Raw genomic sequence first — 17,165 nt, 5'->3', positions numbered from 1 at the left:
GTAGCCTCATGGCTCTGTCGCTGACCGCCTGCGGTCAGAGCACATCCACTGAGCCGGACGCCGCCCCGTCGTCTGCCAGCTCAGTGGCGGCTTCCATTCCTCAGCAGGTAGCTTCTTCGAGCGCACCACCTTCTTCTAGCGCGAGCGCTGAGTCAGCTGCCCCTAGCCAGGCTGCCACGCGCCGTCCTGCCGATATTGAGTCGGCATCATCGATGACGGTTCTCGTCAATAAGCACAATCCTCTCTCCCCTCTCACCTACGCTCCTGATGATTTACAGCCGTTTGGCTCCGTCCTGCTTCGTGCCGAGGCAGCGCAAGCAGCGCACCGCATGTTTGCTGACGCTTCGGCAGTTGGTGCCCCCATGGTGGCCCTCAGCGGCTACAGGTCGTATGAGACCCAGCAGGGAACCTACGCCAGCTGGGCTGCCCAGTACGGTACAGATCAGGCAGATGTGGCTTCTGCCCGCCCCGGTTATTCGGAACATCAAACGGGTCTTGCCCTCGATATCGGAACCGGTGGCGCCTGCGACCTCCAGCCCTGCTTCAAGGACACGGCAGCTGCCCTGTGGGCAGCTGAGAACGCCCACCGCTATGGCTTTGTAGTGCGCTACCCCTGGTGGCACCACGAAACCACCGGCTACTGGTATGAGTCCTGGCATTTGCGCTATATCGGTGTTGACGAAGCCACCGCACTGAAGGAATCCGGGTTTGAAACGCTAGAAGATTTCTGGGGTACGGGGCCCGCCCCCACCTACCAAGAAACGGGTACCTAGTGAGGGGTTGACGGTCGGTAACCTACAAATTTTTAGCATAAGCTGGCAGGCTACCCTAGCCTGTGAGTAAACCCACTGGTTTACAGCGAAAATTTCAGCTCAGATTGGTGTTCACCGCTGGCAGAAACCGCTATTCTTGAACTCATGCTTAGTGGTTTTAAAGATTTCATCACCCGCGGTAACGTCATCGACCTCGCAGTCGGTCTGATCATTGGTACCGCCTTTACTGCAGTAGTTAACTCTCTCGTTGAGTCCGTCATGATGCCCGCCATCGCGATGCTGACCGGTGGAGATATCTCCTTCGATCAGTGGCTAGCATTCGGCGACGTCAAAATCGGTGTCTTCCTGACCGCAGTTGTTAACTTCCTCATCGTTGCAGCAGCCCTGTACTTCTGCATCGTTATGCCCATCAACAAGTTCAACGAGCGTCGTGCTGCCAAGCTCGACCTTGAAGAAAAGGTTGAGGAAGAGGATCCCCAGGTTGCTCTGCTGAAGGAAATCCGCGACGCTCTGACCGTCAAGTAATTTTCTATCCTTTGATAGAGAAAGCCCCGGTAGTTACCTACCGGGGCTTTCTCATGCCCTGTTGTTTCTTGCATAACCGGAGAAAACAATTTCTCACATAGGTTAGACAAGTATAGGCTTGAGCGCAAAAAGCCGGGCACCGCTCCCCCGGTGAGGGAGAACAGGGCCCGGCAGAGGCTAAGAGGAGGCTACCTAGATAGCCAGTTCACGAGCCACAACGTCGGCTAGAGCCTGGGCGGTTGCATCGGCAACCTCCTGGGTTTCAGCTTCAACCATGACGCGCACCAGGGGTTCGGTACCCGAGGGGCGAAGCAGAACTCGACCGGTATCGCCCAGCTGGGCTTCGGCGTCCTTAATCGCTTCTTGCAGGGGCACACAGCCAGCCACGCCAGCGCGGTCAACGCCCTTGACGTTAATCAGCTTCTGGGGGGTTGCCTGCATGCGGTTAGCCAGCTCAGAGAGGGGCAGGCCGGTACGGGCCATTTCAGCAGCCAGATGCAGACCTGTGAGCACGCCGTCACCGGTAGTGGCATGGTCCGACATAATCACGTGGCCCGACTGCTCACCGCCCAGGTTAAAGCCGTTCTTGTTCATGGATTCCAGCACGTAGCGGTCGCCCACAGCGGTGCGCTCTAGCTTGATGCCGTGTTCCTTGAGGAAGATTTCCAGGCCCAGTGAAGACATGACAGTGGCGACCAGGGTGTCATCCTTGAGGGTTCCTGCTTCCTTCATCGACAGCGCCAGAATCGACATAATCTGATCGCCATCGACCAGGTTGCCCTGCTCATCGACAGCCATACAGCGATCGGCGTCGCCGTCGTGGGCAATACCCAGGTCAGCACTGTGGCGAACAACCGCTTCCTGAAGCTTCTCGGGGTGGGTCGAGCCCACACCGTCGTTGATGTTAATGCCATCGGGTTCAGCACCAATCACAAACACCTTGGCGCCCAGGGTGCGGAAGGCATCGGGAGAAACCCCGGATGAGGCACCGTTAGCACAGTCCAATACAACCTTGAGGCCGTTAAGGCGGCGGTGCTCGGGCATGGTTGAGACCAGATGGGTGACGTAGCGGTCTTCACCATCAGTCAGCGGACGGACGCGCCCCACCTCACCGTGGGTGGGGTAACGGAAGTCCTTAGAGCGGTAGAGGGCCTCAATGGCGTCCTCAATCGCATCATCCAGCTTCTTACCGCCGCGAGCCAGGAACTTAATTCCGTTATCTTCAGCCGCGTTGTGGGAAGCAGAAATCATGACGCCGAAGTCGGCTTCTGTGCTTGCCACCAGGTAGGCCGCGGCGGGGGTGGGCACCATACCCGCATCGAGCACGTCAACACCTGACGCTGCGAAGCCTGCGGTCATTGCCGCGCCAATGAACTCACCTGAGATACGGGAGTCATGGGCGATAACAGCCTTGGGGCGGACACCTTCTTTAACCGTATTGAACCCAAGGACGATGGATGCGGCCTGCGCAAGCTCCATAGCAAGAGCAGGAGTAATCACTTCGTTAGCGAGGCCGCGAACACCGTCGGTTCCGAATAATCTAGACATTACTGATTATTCTACGCGCTCAGTTCTATTTTTCTTCGCGTAGGACGGGGAAACCTTCTGGGTTTTCGGGCACATCGTCCTCGAGAACATCCGAGCCCTTGCCCACAATCAGCGGGTCGGTAGAACCGACCAGGGCGTGGTCCTTATCGGGGTAGTCGAACTGGTTGAGCACGTGGCGCATAGCTTCGAGGCGGGCGCGCTTCTTGTCGTTAGACTTCACAACGGTCCAGGGGGCATCGCCGGTGTCGGTGTAGAAGAACATAGCCTCTTTAGCTGCCGTGTAGTCATCCCACTTATCGAGGGAAGCCAGGTCGGTAGGCGATAGCTTCCACTGGCGTACGGGATCGGTGCGGCGAGAATTAAAGCGAGCCAGCTGCTCTGCACGGGTAACGGAGAACCAGAACTTAATGAGTTTGACACCAGAGTTAACCAGCATGCGCTCTAGTTCGGGGACCTCGCGCATGAACTCGTAGTACTGCTGGGAAGTGCAGTAGCCCATGACGCGCTCAACACCTGCTCGGTTGTACCAGGAGCGGTCCATGAGCACGATTTCGCCGCCGGAGGGTAGGTGCTGGATGTATCGCTGGAAGTACCACTGGGTCTGCTCGACGTCGGTGGGCTTTTCAAGCGCAACCACGCGGGCACCGCGGGGGTTCAGGTGCTCCATGAAACGCTTGATGGCACCGCCCTTACCAGCTGCATCTCGGCCTTCGAAGATAATCAGTACCTTCTGGCCGGTTTCCTTGACCCAGAGCTGTAGTTTGAGCAGCTCAATCTGCAGGGCTCGCTTTTCCTTCTCGTATTCCTTACGGGAAAGCTTCTTGTCGTAGGGGTAGCCGGCCTTCCAGGCATCCGATTTCTCGCCGTCACCGCTGAGTTTCTTGGTCAGAGATGAAATTTCGTCGAGCTCTGCGCTGTAATCCTCTACGACCGATACGCGGCGGGTCTCTTTGGTGAGAGCCGCTTTAACGGCTTCCTTCTTGGAGTCAGTTGCCTGTTCAGGGGTAACCTGCTCCGCAGCTTCGGTGCTGGGAGTTTCTAGCTCGGTTGCGGCGTCCTTGCCTGCGGCCTTGGTGGAGCGTGAAGTGCGAGTGGTGTTCGAAGATGCCATGGGCACCCTTTCTCTCGTGTGTATGTTCCACATCTATTTTAGGCATAAGACGTGAGACACCCCACTGTTACACGTCTTTTGACCCTAAGCCAGGCAAGGCAAATGCCCCATTTCTGCAAAGAGAAATGGGGCATTTGACAACAAATCTGAGCAGTAGGCCCAGTAATCGCAGCTTAGCGCTTTGAGAACTGTGAAGCCTTGCGTGCCTTCTTAAGACCAGCCTTCTTACGCTCGATAACGCGAGCGTCGCGAGTCAGGAAGCCTGCCTTCTTCAGAGCGGGGCGGTTGTTCTCAGCGTCAATCTCGTTCAGGGCACGAGCAACGCCAAGACGCAGAGCGCCAGCCTGGCCGGAGGGGCCGCCACCTGAGATACGTGCGAAGACGTCGTAGGCGCCTTCGAGTTCAAGCAGCTTGAAGGGGTCGTTTACTTCCTGCTGGTGCAGCTTGTTGGGGAAGTAGTTGTCGAGCTCGCGACCGTTGACGGTCCACTTACCGGTACCGGGTACCAGGCGGACGCGGGCAACGGCTTCCTTGCGACGGCCAACAGCCTGACCACCGACGGTCAGGGCGGGGCGGGCAGCCTTTTCAGCAACGGGTGCTGAGGACTCGGAAGTGTAGCTGGTGAGCTCTTCTTCGGTGGTGTACTCTTCGTTCTGAGCCACGATGTCTCCTTTAATAGTTCTTTCGTAGGCCCGAATTACTGGGCAACCTGGGTGAATTCGTAGGTCTTGGGCTGCTGAGCTGCGTGGGGGTGCTCGGAACCTGCGTAGACCTTGAGGTTCTTGAGCTGCTGGGCAGCCAGCTTGTTCTTGGGGAGCATGCCCTTAACAGCCTTTTCTACGGCGCGAACAGGGTTGGTTTCCAGCAGTTCGGCGTAGTTGACTGACTTCAGACCACCGGGGTAACCGGAGTGGCGGTAGGCACGCTTCTGCTCAAGCTTGGCACCGGTCAGTGCAACCTTTTCAGCGTTGATGATGATGACGGAGTCACCCATGTCAACGTGGGGTGCGAAGGTGGGCTTGTGCTTGCCGCGCAGCAGGATTGCGGTCTGGCTTGCGAGACGGCCGAGAACAACATCAGAGGCATCGATGATGTGCCACTGGCGGTTGTTGTCGCCTGACTTCGGAGTGTAAGTGCGCAAAATTTCGCCTTTTCTCGTTTCTTGTAGCGCTAGTTGGGTATCGCGCTGGTTTACATAGGTGCGTTTACGCAGGGTTTGGGTGAGGGCCAAACGCATCTGCGGTACCGATTTCCTCAGACCTCTTGTTCCCCGTTATTGTCCTGCAACTAGACCGAAGAACAGGGTACGAAATGAGGGCGGTATACGCACAACGTATGAAACTATACAGAGTTTCAGTCTCTTAATCCAGGTCCTTGCCCTTTAAAGACGGGGTTTTGACCGACCTCACGTTTAAATCACAGGCTTGTGATTTAGAGGGTTCGTAGGTTTCGGGCTTTCTCGCTTTGGGCTGCGTAGCCGGACGCCTCTGGGTAGGTGATAGCGGCTAGGGCCAGACCGCGCGGGGCAGATAGACGCACCTGGGAGTCTCGTACGGGCTCTTCGATACGGGAGATGAGCCAGGCTTCGTCCTTTTTCCCCTCCCCCACCATCACCAGTGAGGCGATGAGGGTGCGCACCATGTTGTGGCAGAAAGCGTCTGCTCTGATGCTTGCCTCGATGAGTCCGTCCTCCCGCCGGATAAATCGGAGTTCGCGCAGCTCGCGGATCGTGGTGGATCCTTCGCGGGGCTTACAGAAGGAGAGGAAGTCGTTAAGGCCCAAGAGGTTCTGGGCAGCGCGGTTCATCAGATCAAGATCAAGTATCGGGTTGATTTGCCAGGCGATCTGCCGATTCAGCGGATTACTGCCCTTATCTTCTTGTCCGTCTTCAAGCAGATAGCGGTAGGAGCGTTCCAGGGCCGAGAAGCGGGCATCGAAATCGCTTGGGACCTCCTGGCAGCTACTGACCGTGATCGCCCGCTGCATATAGCCCTGTAGACGGGATGGTATTCCAAGCTCTGCCTCTGCATCTGCCAGAGCTCTGCTGAGTGCCCCGCGCAATTTACGGCGGAGGGCGGACGCCGGTGCGTCCTGGCTGCGCCCGGGTAGTCGCTCCCAGGCGTCCTTGGCAATATCGAAGTGCACCACCTGGTGCAGGGCGTGGACGCCGGCGTCGGTGCGCCCGGCTACCGTAGTGTAGACAGGGCGGCGGAAGATAAGGGCCAGGGCTTCTTCGAGGACTCCCTGGACGGTGATAAGCCCCGGCTGCTTGGCCCAGCCTGCGAAGGGGCCACCGTCGTAGGCAAAATCAAGGCGCACGCGTACGCGGGGCTCGTATAGCGGCTCGGGGGTTTCGGTCACGGCTCTCCTTAGAAGGCGGGGGTACAGGCTCACTCCACTTTACCCGCTACAGACAAAGGCGGCTCTCCCCCGTGTGAGGGGAAGAGCCGCCTTTTATCTACCGGTGACTAAGAATTAGTCTTCGGAGATGGTCTGTGCTGCTGCACCACCGGCAGGTGCGTAACCTGCTGCTTCAGCTGATTCCTTGGTGTCGAACCAGATTTCAGCCTGGGTGTTTGCGTACCAGCGTGAGCCGGGTACGTGGTACTTCATGGAGTCAGCGTTACCCTTGATTTCGAAGCCCTCGGGAGCTTCGCCGTTCTCGGTTGCTGCGTGTGCGCCTGCGGGCAGGTCTGAGGACTCAGCTGCTGCGGGTGCTGCTGCCTTGGTCTCTTCTACTGCGGGTGCTGCGGTCTCTGCTACCTTGGTAGCTTCTGAAACAGCTGCTGCGGTTGCAACGGGCTCCATGACCAGTTCGATAACTGCCATGGGGGCGTTGTCGCCCTTGCGGTTACCGATCTTGGTGATGCGGGTGTAGCCACCGGGGCGCTCTGCCATTGCGGGGGCAATGACGGTGAAGAGCTCGTGGACTACGGTCTTGTTACCGATGGAGCGCAGGACGCGGCGGCGTGCGTTGAGGTCGCCCTTCTTTGCGAAGGTGATCAGACGCTCGGCAACGGGGCGCAGACGCTTTGCCTTGGTAACGGTGGTGGTGATGCGCTTGTGCTCGAAGAGCTGCTGAGACAGGTTGTTCAGCATGATGCGCTCGTGGGTCGGTGATCCGCCGAGGCGGGGACCCTTAGTGGGAGTAGGCATAATTTATTCTCCTGGTTTGCCGTTCCTTACTGCCTCACGGCAGGGGAACCAAAGATGTTTGACTGGTGTAACGCGTGGAAGCGTTGACTGCCGGTGTCTTAGTAGTCGCTGCCGTAGCTGTCGTCGTCCTGCAGGCGGGCTGAGAGGTCCATTCCGGCGGGTGAGTCCTTGAGGGACAGGCCGAGCTCGGTGAGCTTTGCCTTGACTTCGTCGATGGACTTGGCACCGAAGTTGCGGATGTCCATGAGGTCTGCTTCGCTGCGGGTCACGAGTTCACCCACGGTGTGGATGCCTTCGCGCTTGAGGCAGTTGTAGGAGCGGACGGTCATGTCCAGGTCTTCGATGGGCAGAGCCAGGTCTGCGGCCATTGACTCGTCAGCGGGTGACGGGCCAACTTCGATACCTTCAGCGGCGGTGTTGAGTTCGCGGGCGAGGCCGAAGAGCTCAACGAGGGTGTTGCCTGCTGATGCGACTGCGTCGCGGGGAGCAATTGCTTCCTTGGTTTCGACGTCCAGGGTGAGGGAGTCGAAGTCGGTGCGCTGCTCAACACGGGTTGCGCTGACGCGGAAGGTGACCTTGAGGACGGGTGAGTAGATGGAGTCGACCGGGATGCGACCGATTTCTGCGTCACCTGACTTGTTCTGTGCTGCCGAGACGTAGCCGCGGCCGCGTTCGATGGTCAGTTCTGCGTTGAAGTTTGCGCGGTTGTTGAGGGTTGCGATGTGGAGGTCCGGGTTGTGGATCTCGACGCCTGCGGGCACCTCGATGTCGCCTGCGGTGAGTTCACCTTCGCCCTGCTTGCGCAGGTAGGCGATGACGGGCTCGTCGTTCTCTGATGAGATGGAGAGTTTCTTGATGTTCAAGATGATCTCGGTGACGTCCTCGGTCACACCTTCTACAGTGCTGAATTCGTGCAGCACACCGTCGATGCGGATGCTGGTTACAGCGGCACCGGGGATGGATGAGAGAAGGGTGCGGCGGAGGGAGTTACCCAGGGTGTAGCCGAAGCCGGGTTCGAGGGGCTCGATGGTGAAGCGTGAACGGTTTTCCGATACGTGTTCTTCACGCAGGATGGGGCGCTGTGCAATGAGCACTATGTTTCCTTTCGGTGAGCATCCGCTATATGAGCTCACAGGTTGGGAAAAACGAGTGAGGAAGCAGACGAAGCAGTCTGTTCATTGACCTGCAGCCGGTGGGTTGCGGGTCGCCCGATGTTCGGGACGCGTCTAGCCGGTGGGGCTTAGACGTGGCGGCGCTTCGGAGGACGGCAGCCGTTGTGGGCAACGGGGGTGACGTCCTGGATGGAGCCAACTTCGAGGCCGGTAGCCTGGAGTGAGCGGATAGCGGTTTCGCGACCGGGGCCGGGGCCCTTGACGAAAACGTCTACCTTGCGGACACCGTGTTCCTGAGCGCGCTTTGCAGCGGTCTCAGCGGCCATCTGAGCTGCGTAGGGGGTTGACTTACGTGAACCCTTGAAGCCCATTTCGCCGGCGGATGACCAGGAAATAACAGCACCAGAGGGATCAGTGATTGAAACGATGGTGTTGTTGAAGGTTGACTTGATGTGTGCCTGACCGGCAACAATGTTCTTGGAAACCTTGCGGCGGCCGGTACGCTTGGCCGCTGCGCGAGTCTTGGGAGGCATTTTTGATTCTCCTACAAAGTTTTGGTTGAAGTGTTGGTCTTACGCGATGTGCAAGACTGAGGCAACACTGTTTACTTCTTCTTACCTGCGACGGTACGCTTCGGGCCCTTGCGGGTACGTGCGTTGGTCTTGGTGCGCTGGCCGTGTACGGGAAGGCCACGGCGGTGACGCAGACCCTGGTAGCTACCGATTTCTACCTTGCGGCGGATGTCGGCAGCAACCTCGCGGCGAAGGTCACCTTCAACCTTGTAGTTGCCTTCGATGAAGTCACGAAGTGCTACGAGCTGGGTATCGTCAAGGTCCTTGACGCGGGTGTTGGGGTCAACACCGGTTGCAGCAAGCGCTTCTTTTGCACGGGTCTTGCCCACGCCGTAGATGTAAGTAAGAGCAATTTCCACGCGCTTTTCGCGGGGAATATCGACTCCAGCGAGACGTGCCATGGGGCGTTCTCCTTGTTTTCGCAGAGGTCTGTGACATCACTGCCCGGTTGTCCCGGTCCCCGGCCTCTGTGCCCGGAGGTATCCTGCTTTATTAGCAGGAGCGGTGCCATTTTCTGTTGTGCCACCTGGTGGGGTGGTCTTGTCAGCGTTGGCTAGTGATTAGCCCTGACGCTGCTTGTGGCGCGGGTTTTCGCAGATCACCATGACCACACCGTGACGGCGGATCACTTTGCACTTGTCGCAGATCGGCTTAACGCTCGGCTTGACCTTCATCGCATTCCTTTGCGTTGATGTTTCAGCTAATGCTTTGGACGGGCGGGGTAAGAGGTTCTGTGTCCGGTGAGCCGGTGGGAGAACTGTTTACCCCTTTTACACGGCGTAAACGCCGCTGCTTAGCGACGTTTGCTGCTCGTGTTTACTTGTAGCGGTAGACGATACGACCGCGTGAGAGGTCGTAGGGGCTGAGCTCGACTACTACTCGGTCCTCAGGCAGGATTCGAATGTAGTGCTGACGCATCTTGCCTGAGATGTGTGCAAGTACTTTGTGTCCGTTGTCCAGCTCAACGCGGAATGATGCGTTGGGCAGTGCTTCGACCACGGTACCTTCAATCTCGATGACGCCGTCTTTCTTGGCCATATCCTCCGCTTTACTTTCGTGCTCCCAAGGTGTCTTGGGGGCTCTTGGTAGTGTTTTTTCTGTGTTCGGTGCGTTCTCCCGGGCTCGGGTACCGCCCCGCTTGCGTACTAAACGCATGGCACAGACAACCAACAAACTAATATACGGCAAAAGCCCCGGAATGTTAATGGTTTTCGCAAAACATAGCGAGCTTCACATTAAGGTCCGGGGCTTAAGGGCAGGGGCAGGACGCTTCGGCAGCCAGCTGACCAGACTCCCTACAACTGAGCACAGCAGATGCGCTGTCAGCCTGCTGGCTGGGGCTGGCGTGAATCGCTCGTGAGCGTTAGCGAACCAGCGAGAGGGTCAGCAGGCAAAAGCGCATCTGCTGTGCATCAGCATTTAATCTTCCTTAGCAGCAAGCTGGCCACAGGCACCGTCGATGTCACTTCCGCGGGTATCGCGTACGGTGGTGGGGATGCCGTGGGCTCGCAGGCGCTCAACGAAGTTTTGTTCGACGCCCTTGCGGGAGGCTGTCCATTTGGAGCCGGGGGTGGGGTTGAGCGGAATGGGGTTGACGTGTACCCAGCCGCGTCCGCGGGAGGCAAGTTTTTTGCCGAGGAGGTCGGCGCGCCAGCCCTGATCGTTGATGTCGCGAATGAGGGCGTATTCGATGGAGATGCGGCGGCCGGTGGTGCGGTAGTAGTCGTAGGCGGCGTCGAGGGTTTCGTCGACTTTCCAGCGCTGGTTGATGGGGATGAGTTCGTCGCGGAGTTCATCGTCGGGGGCGTGCAGGGATAGCGCTAGGGTGATGGGGAGTTTTTCTAGTTCGAATTTGCGGATGCCGGGAACGAGGCCGACGGTGGACATGGTGATGCCGCGGGCTGAGATGCCGAGTCCTTCGGGGGCAGGGTCGATGAGGCGGTGTACGGCGCCCATGGTGGCTTTGTAGTTGGCGAGGGCTTCACCCATGCCCATGAATACGATGTTGGAGACGCGCAGGGGGCGGGTGTCTTCGGAGCCGCCTTCGGCCTGTTCGAGGCCTTTCATGTCTTTGAGGTAGCGGGCGCCTGCGATGACCTGTTCGACGATTTCGGCGGTGGAGAGGTTGCGGGTGAGGCCCTGCTGGCCGGTGGCGCAGAAGGGGCAGTTCATGCCGCAGCCTGCCTGGGAAGAGATGCACATGGTGACGCGGTTATCGTAGCGCATGATGACGGATTCGACGAGGGCTCCGTCGAAGAGGCGGTGGACGACTTTGAGGGTGTCGCCGCCGTCGGCTTCGAGGGTGCGGACGGTGGTGAGCAGCTGGGGCATGGCGTCGGCGACCATTTTTTCGCGTTCTGCTGCGGGCAGGTCGGTCATCTGGGCCGGGTCGTTGACGAGGCGTTCGAAGTAGTGCTTGGAGAGCTGGGCGGCTCGGAAGGGCTTGTAGCCGAGTTCTTCGAGGAAAGCGCGACGGCCGGCCATGTCGAAGTCTGCGATGTGGCGCGGGGGTTTGCCGCGACGGGGGGCTTTGAGGATGATTTGGCCAGGTTCGGGGCGGGCGCTGGAGATTTCCAGGGGGACGCTGGTGGTTTCGGTCATGGCTGCTGCTTTCGGTGCGATGCGGGGCGGACGCTGGAGGTTGGGTTGTGCGGTTTAGGCGGGGATGGGTTTGACGGTGACGCCGAGTTTGGAGAGTTCGGAGGCGCCGCCGTCCTCTGCGGTGAGAACCCAGATACCTTCGGAGTGCACGCAGACGGAGTGTTCCCACTGGCAGGCGTCTCCCCCATCGACGGTTTTTATGGTCCAGTCGTCGTCGAGGGTGACGGTTTCGATTCCACCGGTCACGAGCATGGGTTCGATGGCGAAGGCCATGCCCTTTTTGACACGGGGGCCGAGGTCGCGGGCGGCGTAGTTGAGGACGTCGGGGGCCATATGCATGGAGGTACCGATGCCGTGGCCTACGAAGTCTTCGATGATCCCGTATTTGTCGCCGGTTTCTTCCCTAACGAAGTTTTCGATGGCGAAGCCGACTTCACCAATTTTTTTGGCGGTGGCGAGGGCTGCGATACCGTGCCAGAGGGCTGCGCGGGTGATTTCTGAGAGCTCACGGCGGGCCTCTGAGACCTCGCCGATGAGGGCGGTACGGGCTGAGTCGCCGTGCCAGGTGGTGCCGCGGGCGTCCTGGACGGTAGCACCGCCGTCAATGGAGATTATGTCTCCGTCGTGCAGGACGCGGGGTCCGGGGATTCCGTGAACGACCTCGTCGTTGACTGAGGTGCAGATGGTTGCTGGGTAGTCGTAGTAGCCCAGGAAGTTGGAGCCTGCGCCGTGTTCAGCGAGGACGCCGCGGAAGACCGTATCGAGTTCGGCGGTGGTGACGCCGGGGGCGGCAGCTGCTACCGCTGCGTCCAGGGCGCGGGAGGTGATCACACCTGCTCTGGCCATTTCAGCAAGCTGGCGGTCTGTCTTGTATTCGATACGGCGCATAGTGCTCTTTCCTGGCTAGGTTTGTGTGCTGGGCTTTTGAGCCAAACTACACCAGTGTGCGTTAAAGACCTGTGCCCCCGCAATGACCGGGGACACAGGTAGGGTTGCTGCCTTACTTGAGGGCGTCCATGATACGGGCGGTGACTTCGTCGATCTCGCCAAGACCGTCGATCTCGGTCACGAGGCCGCGCTCGGTGTAGATAGCTACGAGGGGTGCGGTTTCTTCTTCGTAGACCTTGAGGCGGTGGCGGATGACCTCTTCGTTGTCGTCTGAGCGGCCTTCCTTAGCGGCACGGCCCAGCAGGCGTTCGACCAGTTCGTCGTTGTCGGCGACGAGCAGCAGAACCTGGCCAATTTCCTGACCCATATCTGCGAGGATGGTGTCGAGTTCACCGACCTGGGCGGTGTTGCGGGGGTAGCCATCGAGCAGGAAGCCGTTGGCGGTGTCGTCTTCAGCCAGGCGGGCGCGGACCATACGGTTGGTCACAGAGTCGGGAACCAGGTTGCCCGAGTCGATGTAGCTCTTGGCTTCCTTGCCCAGCTCGGTTTCTTCCTTGATGTTCTTGCGGAAGATGTCGCCGGTGGAAATAGCGGGGATGTTCAGCTTTTCAGCGATTTTGACGGCCTGGGTGCCTTTGCCGGCGCCGGGAGGGCCAATGATGAGCAAACGGTTCATCGTAGTAGTCCTTCGTAGTTGCGTTGTTGGAGCTGGGCGTCGATTTGCTTGACGGTATCAAGACCGACACCGATAACGATCAGCAGTGAGGCACCGCCGAGCGGGAAATTCTGGTTGGCGCCGAAGAGGACGAAGGCTACCAGCGGCAGGAGCGCTAGTACTGCTACGTAGATGGCGCCAGGCAGGGTAATACGGTTGAGCACGTAGCTCAGGTACTCCTGGGTGGGGCGTCCTGCGCGGATACCGGGGATGAAACCGCCGTACTTCTTCATGTTGCCCGCAACTTCTTCGGTATTGAAGGTGATGGAAACGTAGAAGTAGGCGAAGCCCAGAATGAGCAGGAAGTAGAGGGTCATGTAGAGCGGGTGATCGCCCATGACCAGGTAGGTGTTGATCCAGTTGACCCATTCAGGCGGGGCTGAGCCGTCTGAGGGGGTGTTGAACTGGGCAATCAGGCCGGGCACCATGAGCATGGATGAGGCGAAGATAATGGGGATAACGCCAGCCATGTTGACCTTGAGCGGAATGTAGGTGGTGGTACCGCCGATGGTACGGCGCCCAATCATCCGCTTGGCGTACTGGACTGGGATGCGACGCTGAGACTGCTCAACGAAGACAACGGCCACGATAACCAGCAGCCCGACCGCGACAACTGCGGAGAAGATGCCCCAGCCCTGGGTCTGCAGAATGGAACCAAAAGCGGAGGGAAAGGACGCTGCGATCGAGGTGAAAATCAGCAGGGACATACCGTTGCCGACGCCCTTTTCGGTGATTTGCTCGCCCAACCACATAACCACGCCGGTGCCGGCGGTGAGGGCAGTGATAATCAGCAGAATGTTCCAGATGCCATCGTCAGGAATAATCGGCAGGGTGCACCCTTGAAGGAGCATACCGGAGCGGGCCAGCGACACAATGGTGGTCGCGTTCAATAGCGCCAGCAGAATGGTGAGGTAACGGGTGTACTGGGTCAGTTTGGTCTGCCCCTGGGCACCTTCCTCGTGAAGCTGCTGGAAGCGGGGAATGACAACGCGAAGCAGCTGAACAATAATGCTCGCGGTAATGTAAGGCATAACGCCCAGGGCAAAAATCGACAGCTGGAGCAGGGCACCACCGCTAAAGAGGTTAATCATGTCGTAGACGCCACCGGTTGCGGTGACGGTCGACAGGCACTGCTGCACGTTTCCGTAAGAGACACCGGGAGCGGGGATAAACACGCCCACACGGTAAATCACGATAATACCCAGGGTGAACAGCAGCTTGTTACGCAGGTCGGGCGTCTTGAAAGCCCGTCCAAAAGCGGTCAGCACATGTCCTCCTGTGAGACAAAATCTTAGATGCCCCTCTCCCCTGAACGGTGCAGGAGGTGGGGGGCGAGTACACAATCTGTTCCAGTCTATCGCTTAAAACTCAATCGTGTGTAGCTCAAACCTCTGAGCGTAAAGAAAGGTGCCCCGCTCACCGAAGTGAGCGGGGCACCCGCAAGAAGATGCCGCAACCGGTTGCCCGGTGCGTCATGGGACTACTTGACGGTTACAGAACCGCCGGCAGCCTCAATCTTGGCCTTAGCTGACTCAGAAACCTTGTCAACGGTTACGTTGTAGGCTGCTGAGATTTCGCCGGTACCCAGAACCTTGACCAGTTCGTTCTTGCGAACTGCGCCAGCTGCTACCAGAGCGTCAACGGTGATGTCGCCGCCCTCGGGGAACAGTTCCGCGATGCGGTCCAGGTTAACAACCTGGTACTCGGTGCGGAAGGGGTTCTTGAAGCCGCGCAGCTTGGGAAGGCGCATGTGCAGCGGAAGCTGACCACCTTCGAAGCCGGCGCGAACCTGGTAACGTGCCTTGGTACCCTTGGTACCGCGACCTGCGGTCTTACCCTTTGAGCCTTCACCGCGGCCTACGCGGGTCTTAGCCTTGTGGGCACCCGGAGCCGGGCGCAGATCGTGAATCTTGATAGCGTCGTTGTTTGCCATCTTTACTTGACCTCCTCAACCTGAACCAGGTGAGCTACGGTGTTGATCATGCCGCAGGTGACGGGGTCAGCAGTGCGAACAACCTTGTTGCCGGGGCGCTTGAGGCCCAGGGAACGGAGGGTGTCGCGCATGTTCTGCTTCTCCCCGACGTAGGACTTGATCTGGGTGATTTCCAGCTTTGCGTCGCTGGGCTGAATACGCTTACCGGTCATTACGCACCTGCCTTTTCAGACTGAGCGACACGCAGGAAGCCGGGGATAACCTCGTCCTGGGGAAGACCACGGCGTGCAGCAACTGCTACGGGCTCTTCGAGCTGACGCAGTGCTTCAATGGTCGCGTGGACAATGTTGATCTGGTTCGATGAACCGAGTGACTTGGACAGAACATCGTGGATGCCTGCTGCCTCAAGTACGGCACGAACGGGACCACCAGCGATAACACCGGTACCAGCGGTAGCGGGGCGGAGCATAACTACGCCTGCTGCTGCTTCACCCTGAACGCGGTGAGGAATGGTGCGGCCTTCAACGCGGGGTACGCGGAAGAAGTTCTTCTTTGCTTCTTCTACACCCTTTGAGATAGCTGCAGGAACTTCCTTCGCCTTGCCGTAGCCAACGCCAACCATACCGTTACCGTCACCAACAACGACGAGTGCGGTGAAGCTGAAGCGACGACCACCCTTGACGACCTTGGAGACGCGGTTGATGGTGACAACGCGCTCGATGAACTTGTCCTTCTCTTCTTCGCGGCCGCGGTTGTTGCGGCGCTCACCGCGGTTGCCGCGGCGTTCGCCGCGCTCGTTACGGCGGGCTTCGCGCTTCTCGGAGGTTTCAGCGGTAGCTTCTGCGGTTGCTTCAGTCACCTGAGTTTCCTTTTCGTTTACAGTCTGCTCGCTCATTAGAGTGCCAGACCTCCTTCGCGTGCGCCTTCTGCAACTGCTGCGACACGGCCGTGGTACTTGTTACCACCGCGGTCGAAGACAACTGCTTCGATGCCTGCTGCCTTGGCACGCTCGGCGACGAGTTCGCCGACGCGCTTTGCCTTAGCGGTCTTGTCCAGCTCTGCTGCGCGCAGGTCTGCTTCCATGGTGGAAGCTGATGCCAGGGTCAGACCCTTGGTGTCATCGATGACCTGAACGAACATGTGACGAGCTGAGCGGGTGACGGACAGGCGGGGGCGTGCTGCGGTGCCTGAAACGTACTTGCGGACGCGTGCGTGACGGCGTGCGCGCTGTGCTGACTTAGTCTTTACAGCCATTGTTACTTACCAGCCTTTCCGACCTTGCGACGGATCTGCTCGCCTTCGTAGCGAACACCCTTACCCTTGTAGGGATCGGGCTTGCGCAGACCGCGGATGTTAGCGGCTACCTGGCCTACCTGCTGCTTGCTGATACCGGAAACGGTCAGCTTGTTAGCGCCCTCAACAGCGAAGCTGATACCCTCGGGTGCTTCAATGGTGATGGGGTGTGAGTAGCCAAGTGCGAACTCGAGGTCGGAACCCTTAGCGGTTACACGGTAACCGGTACCAACGATTTCGAGCTTCTTGGAGTAGCCCTCGGTAACACCGATGATCATGTTCTGAATCAGGGTGCGGGTCAGGCCGTGCAGTGAACGTGATGCACGCTCATCGTTCGGGCGGGAAACGGTGACAACACCGTCTTCGAGTGCAACAGTGATGGGAGCAGCAACCTCGTGGGTCAGCTCGCCCTTTGCACCCTTAACAGCAACTACGTTGCCGTCGATCTTTACCTCAACGCCGGCAGGAACCGAGATGGGGAGACGTCCAATACGTGACATTCTTCTTCCTTTCTCTTCTACCGACTACCAGATGTAAGCGACGACTTCGCCGCCAACACCCTTCTTCGCAGCCTGCTTGTCAGTGAGCAGACCTGAAGAGGTTGACAGGATTGCGATGCCGAGGCCACCGTGTACCTGGGGCAGGTTGGTGGACTTTGCGTATACACGCAGACCCGGCTTGGAAATGCGGCGAACGCCTACAATGGAGCGCTCACGTGAGGGGCCGAACTTCAGTTCGAGGGTGAGGGTCTTACCGACCTTTGCTTCCTCTTCCTTGAAGTCAGCGATGTAGCCTTCAGCCTTGAGGATCTCGGCGATGCGAGCCTTGAGCTTGGAGTAAGGCATTGACACGGTGTCGTGATGTGCTGAGTTTGCGTTGCGCAAACGGGTCAGCATATCTGCGACAGGATCTGTCATAGTCATGGTGGGCTGAGCCCT

General features: G+C 58.7%; 23 protein-coding genes. 2 read left to right on the top strand and 21 right to left on the bottom strand.

Going from position 1 to position 17,165, the window contains the following annotated elements:
- Positions 1-8: 8 nt before the first annotated feature.
- Entirely contained in the window at positions 9-773 is a 765-nt protein-coding gene (locus L7A20_RS04980; protein WP_237186003.1) for a M15 family metallopeptidase, read from the top strand.
- Between the two features lie 144 nt (positions 774-917).
- Complete coding sequence (gene mscL / locus L7A20_RS04975) at positions 918-1,298, top strand: large conductance mechanosensitive channel protein MscL (RefSeq protein WP_237186002.1); 381 nt, start codon at positions 918-920, stop codon at positions 1,296-1,298.
- A gap of 192 nt (positions 1,299-1,490) precedes the next feature.
- Here the strand turns inward: mscL and glmM are convergent, their stop codons facing one another.
- The 21 genes from glmM to rpsH all read right to left on the bottom strand — a co-directional run bounded on the left by glmM (position 1,491) and on the right by rpsH (position 17,150).
- Positions 1,491-2,846 (bottom strand): phosphoglucosamine mutase, encoded by a 1,356-nt coding sequence (gene glmM / locus L7A20_RS04970; protein ID WP_237204780.1) that lies wholly within the window; start codon positions 2,844-2,846, stop codon positions 1,491-1,493.
- 25 nt (positions 2,847-2,871) lie between these two features.
- Positions 2,872-3,957 carry a polyphosphate kinase 2 gene (ppk2, locus tag L7A20_RS04965; protein WP_237222593.1) on the bottom strand — a complete coding sequence of 362 codons (1,086 nt, stop codon included), beginning with the start codon at positions 3,955-3,957 and terminating at the stop codon, positions 2,872-2,874.
- 173 nt (positions 3,958-4,130) lie between these two features.
- Positions 4,131-4,619 (bottom strand): 30S ribosomal protein S9, encoded by a 489-nt coding sequence (gene rpsI, locus L7A20_RS04960; RefSeq protein ID WP_135013062.1) that lies wholly within the window; start codon positions 4,617-4,619, stop codon positions 4,131-4,133.
- Positions 4,620-4,654: 35 nt separating this feature from the next.
- Positions 4,655-5,098, bottom strand: a complete 444-nt coding sequence (gene rplM, locus L7A20_RS04955; protein ID WP_135013063.1) for a 50S ribosomal protein L13 — start codon at positions 5,096-5,098, stop codon at positions 4,655-4,657.
- A 290-nt stretch (positions 5,099-5,388) separates the two neighbouring features.
- Positions 5,389-6,318, bottom strand: a complete 930-nt coding sequence (gene truA / locus L7A20_RS04950) for a tRNA pseudouridine(38-40) synthase TruA (protein WP_237222592.1) — start codon at positions 6,316-6,318, stop codon at positions 5,389-5,391.
- A gap of 114 nt (positions 6,319-6,432) precedes the next feature.
- Positions 6,433-7,113 (bottom strand): 50S ribosomal protein L17, encoded by a 681-nt coding sequence (gene rplQ, locus L7A20_RS04945; protein WP_237222591.1) that lies wholly within the window; start codon positions 7,111-7,113, stop codon positions 6,433-6,435.
- 98 nt (positions 7,114-7,211) lie between these two features.
- A complete protein-coding gene (locus tag L7A20_RS04940; RefSeq protein WP_135013066.1) occupies positions 7,212-8,207 on the bottom strand; it encodes a DNA-directed RNA polymerase subunit alpha in 996 nt (331 codons plus the stop codon).
- Positions 8,208-8,353: 146 nt separating this feature from the next.
- Complete coding sequence (gene rpsK, locus L7A20_RS04935; RefSeq protein WP_083090739.1) at positions 8,354-8,758, bottom strand: 30S ribosomal protein S11; 405 nt, start codon at positions 8,756-8,758, stop codon at positions 8,354-8,356.
- 71 nt (positions 8,759-8,829) lie between these two features.
- Positions 8,830-9,198 carry a 30S ribosomal protein S13 gene (gene rpsM, locus L7A20_RS04930; protein WP_083090738.1) on the bottom strand — a complete coding sequence of 123 codons (369 nt, stop codon included), beginning with the start codon at positions 9,196-9,198 and terminating at the stop codon, positions 8,830-8,832.
- A 159-nt stretch (positions 9,199-9,357) separates the two neighbouring features.
- Positions 9,358-9,471, bottom strand: coding sequence for a 50S ribosomal protein L36 (rpmJ, locus tag L7A20_RS04925; RefSeq protein WP_004005257.1), 114 nt, complete (start codon positions 9,469-9,471; stop codon positions 9,358-9,360).
- A 142-nt stretch (positions 9,472-9,613) separates the two neighbouring features.
- Positions 9,614-9,835 (bottom strand): translation initiation factor IF-1, encoded by a 222-nt coding sequence (gene infA, locus L7A20_RS04920; RefSeq protein ID WP_083090737.1) that lies wholly within the window; start codon positions 9,833-9,835, stop codon positions 9,614-9,616.
- Positions 9,836-10,216: 381 nt separating this feature from the next.
- A complete protein-coding gene (gene rlmN / locus L7A20_RS04915) occupies positions 10,217-11,398 on the bottom strand; it encodes a 23S rRNA (adenine(2503)-C(2))-methyltransferase RlmN (RefSeq protein WP_237185997.1) in 1,182 nt (393 codons plus the stop codon).
- Positions 11,399-11,452: 54 nt separating this feature from the next.
- Entirely contained in the window at positions 11,453-12,286 is an 834-nt protein-coding gene (gene map, locus L7A20_RS04910; RefSeq protein WP_237222590.1) for a type I methionyl aminopeptidase, read from the bottom strand.
- Positions 12,287-12,398: 112 nt separating this feature from the next.
- Complete coding sequence (locus tag L7A20_RS04905; RefSeq protein WP_237185995.1) at positions 12,399-12,962, bottom strand: adenylate kinase; 564 nt, start codon at positions 12,960-12,962, stop codon at positions 12,399-12,401.
- Complete coding sequence (gene secY, locus L7A20_RS04900; RefSeq protein ID WP_185174286.1) at positions 12,959-14,269, bottom strand: preprotein translocase subunit SecY; 1,311 nt, start codon at positions 14,267-14,269, stop codon at positions 12,959-12,961. The genes L7A20_RS04905 and secY overlap by 4 nt, the downstream gene beginning before the upstream one ends.
- 212 nt (positions 14,270-14,481) lie before the next feature.
- On the bottom strand, positions 14,482-14,934 hold the full coding sequence (gene rplO, locus L7A20_RS04895) for a 50S ribosomal protein L15 (protein WP_135013750.1): 453 nt from the start codon (positions 14,932-14,934) through the stop codon (positions 14,482-14,484).
- Positions 14,935-14,936: 2 nt separating this feature from the next.
- On the bottom strand, positions 14,937-15,146 hold the full coding sequence (gene rpmD, locus L7A20_RS04890; protein WP_135013749.1) for a 50S ribosomal protein L30: 210 nt from the start codon (positions 15,144-15,146) through the stop codon (positions 14,937-14,939).
- Entirely contained in the window at positions 15,146-15,829 is a 684-nt protein-coding gene (gene rpsE / locus L7A20_RS04885; protein ID WP_135013748.1) for a 30S ribosomal protein S5, read from the bottom strand. Before rpsE ends, rpmD begins: the two co-directional genes overlap by 1 nt.
- The gene (gene rplR / locus L7A20_RS04880) at positions 15,829-16,188 is read right to left on the bottom strand and encodes a 50S ribosomal protein L18 (protein WP_135013747.1); all 360 of its coding nucleotides are present in this window, start codon (positions 16,186-16,188) and stop codon (positions 15,829-15,831) included. Before rplR ends, rpsE begins: the two co-directional genes overlap by 1 nt.
- Positions 16,189-16,190: 2 nt before the next feature.
- Entirely contained in the window at positions 16,191-16,727 is a 537-nt protein-coding gene (rplF, locus tag L7A20_RS04875) for a 50S ribosomal protein L6 (RefSeq protein ID WP_237222589.1), read from the bottom strand.
- A 24-nt stretch (positions 16,728-16,751) separates the two neighbouring features.
- The gene (gene rpsH, locus L7A20_RS04870) at positions 16,752-17,150 is read right to left on the bottom strand and encodes a 30S ribosomal protein S8 (protein WP_135013745.1); all 399 of its coding nucleotides are present in this window, start codon (positions 17,148-17,150) and stop codon (positions 16,752-16,754) included.
- Positions 17,151-17,165: the final 15 nt, after the last annotated feature.

Origin of the sequence: Rothia nasimurium (genome assembly GCF_928381415.1) — a bacterium.
Lineage (GTDB): Bacteria > Actinomycetota > Actinomycetes > Actinomycetales > Micrococcaceae > Rothia > Rothia nasimurium_H.
This window is presented reverse-complemented; position numbering and strand designations above follow the sequence as displayed.

Coding starts and splice junctions, on each gene's coding strand:
- L7A20_RS04980 (WP_237186003.1), top strand. CDS start 9: ATGGCTCTGTCGCTGACCGCCTGCGGTCAGAGCACATCCACTGAGCCG.
- mscL (WP_237186002.1), top strand. CDS start 918: ATGCTTAGTGGTTTTAAAGATTTCATCACCCGCGGTAACGTCATCGAC.
- glmM (WP_237204780.1), bottom strand. CDS start 2,846: ATGTCTAGATTATTCGGAACCGACGGTGTTCGCGGCCTCGCTAACGAA.
- ppk2 (WP_237222593.1), bottom strand. CDS start 3,957: ATGGCATCTTCGAACACCACTCGCACTTCACGCTCCACCAAGGCCGCA.
- rplQ (WP_237222591.1), bottom strand. CDS start 7,113: ATGCCTACTCCCACTAAGGGTCCCCGCCTCGGCGGATCACCGACCCAC.
- rpsK (WP_083090739.1), bottom strand. CDS start 8,758: ATGCCTCCCAAGACTCGCGCAGCGGCCAAGCGTACCGGCCGCCGCAAG.
- rpsM (WP_083090738.1), bottom strand. CDS start 9,198: ATGGCACGTCTCGCTGGAGTCGATATTCCCCGCGAAAAGCGCGTGGAA.
- rpmJ (WP_004005257.1), bottom strand. CDS start 9,471: ATGAAGGTCAAGCCGAGCGTTAAGCCGATCTGCGACAAGTGCAAAGTG.
- infA (WP_083090737.1), bottom strand. CDS start 9,835: ATGGCCAAGAAAGACGGCGTCATCGAGATTGAAGGTACCGTGGTCGAA.
- rlmN (WP_237185997.1), bottom strand. CDS start 11,398: ATGACCGAAACCACCAGCGTCCCCCTGGAAATCTCCAGCGCCCGCCCC.
- map (WP_237222590.1), bottom strand. CDS start 12,286: ATGCGCCGTATCGAATACAAGACAGACCGCCAGCTTGCTGAAATGGCC.
- L7A20_RS04905 (WP_237185995.1), bottom strand. CDS start 12,962: ATGAACCGTTTGCTCATCATTGGCCCTCCCGGCGCCGGCAAAGGCACC.
- rplO (WP_135013750.1), bottom strand. CDS start 14,934: ATGGCAAACAACGACGCTATCAAGATTCACGATCTGCGCCCGGCTCCG.
- rpmD (WP_135013749.1), bottom strand. CDS start 15,146: ATGACCGGTAAGCGTATTCAGCCCAGCGACGCAAAGCTGGAAATCACC.
- rpsE (WP_135013748.1), bottom strand. CDS start 15,829: ATGAGCGAGCAGACTGTAAACGAAAAGGAAACTCAGGTGACTGAAGCA.
- rplR (WP_135013747.1), bottom strand. CDS start 16,188: ATGGCTGTAAAGACTAAGTCAGCACAGCGCGCACGCCGTCACGCACGC.
- rplF (WP_237222589.1), bottom strand. CDS start 16,727: ATGTCACGTATTGGACGTCTCCCCATCTCGGTTCCTGCCGGCGTTGAG.
- rpsH (WP_135013745.1), bottom strand. CDS start 17,150: ATGACTATGACAGATCCTGTCGCAGATATGCTGACCCGTTTGCGCAAC.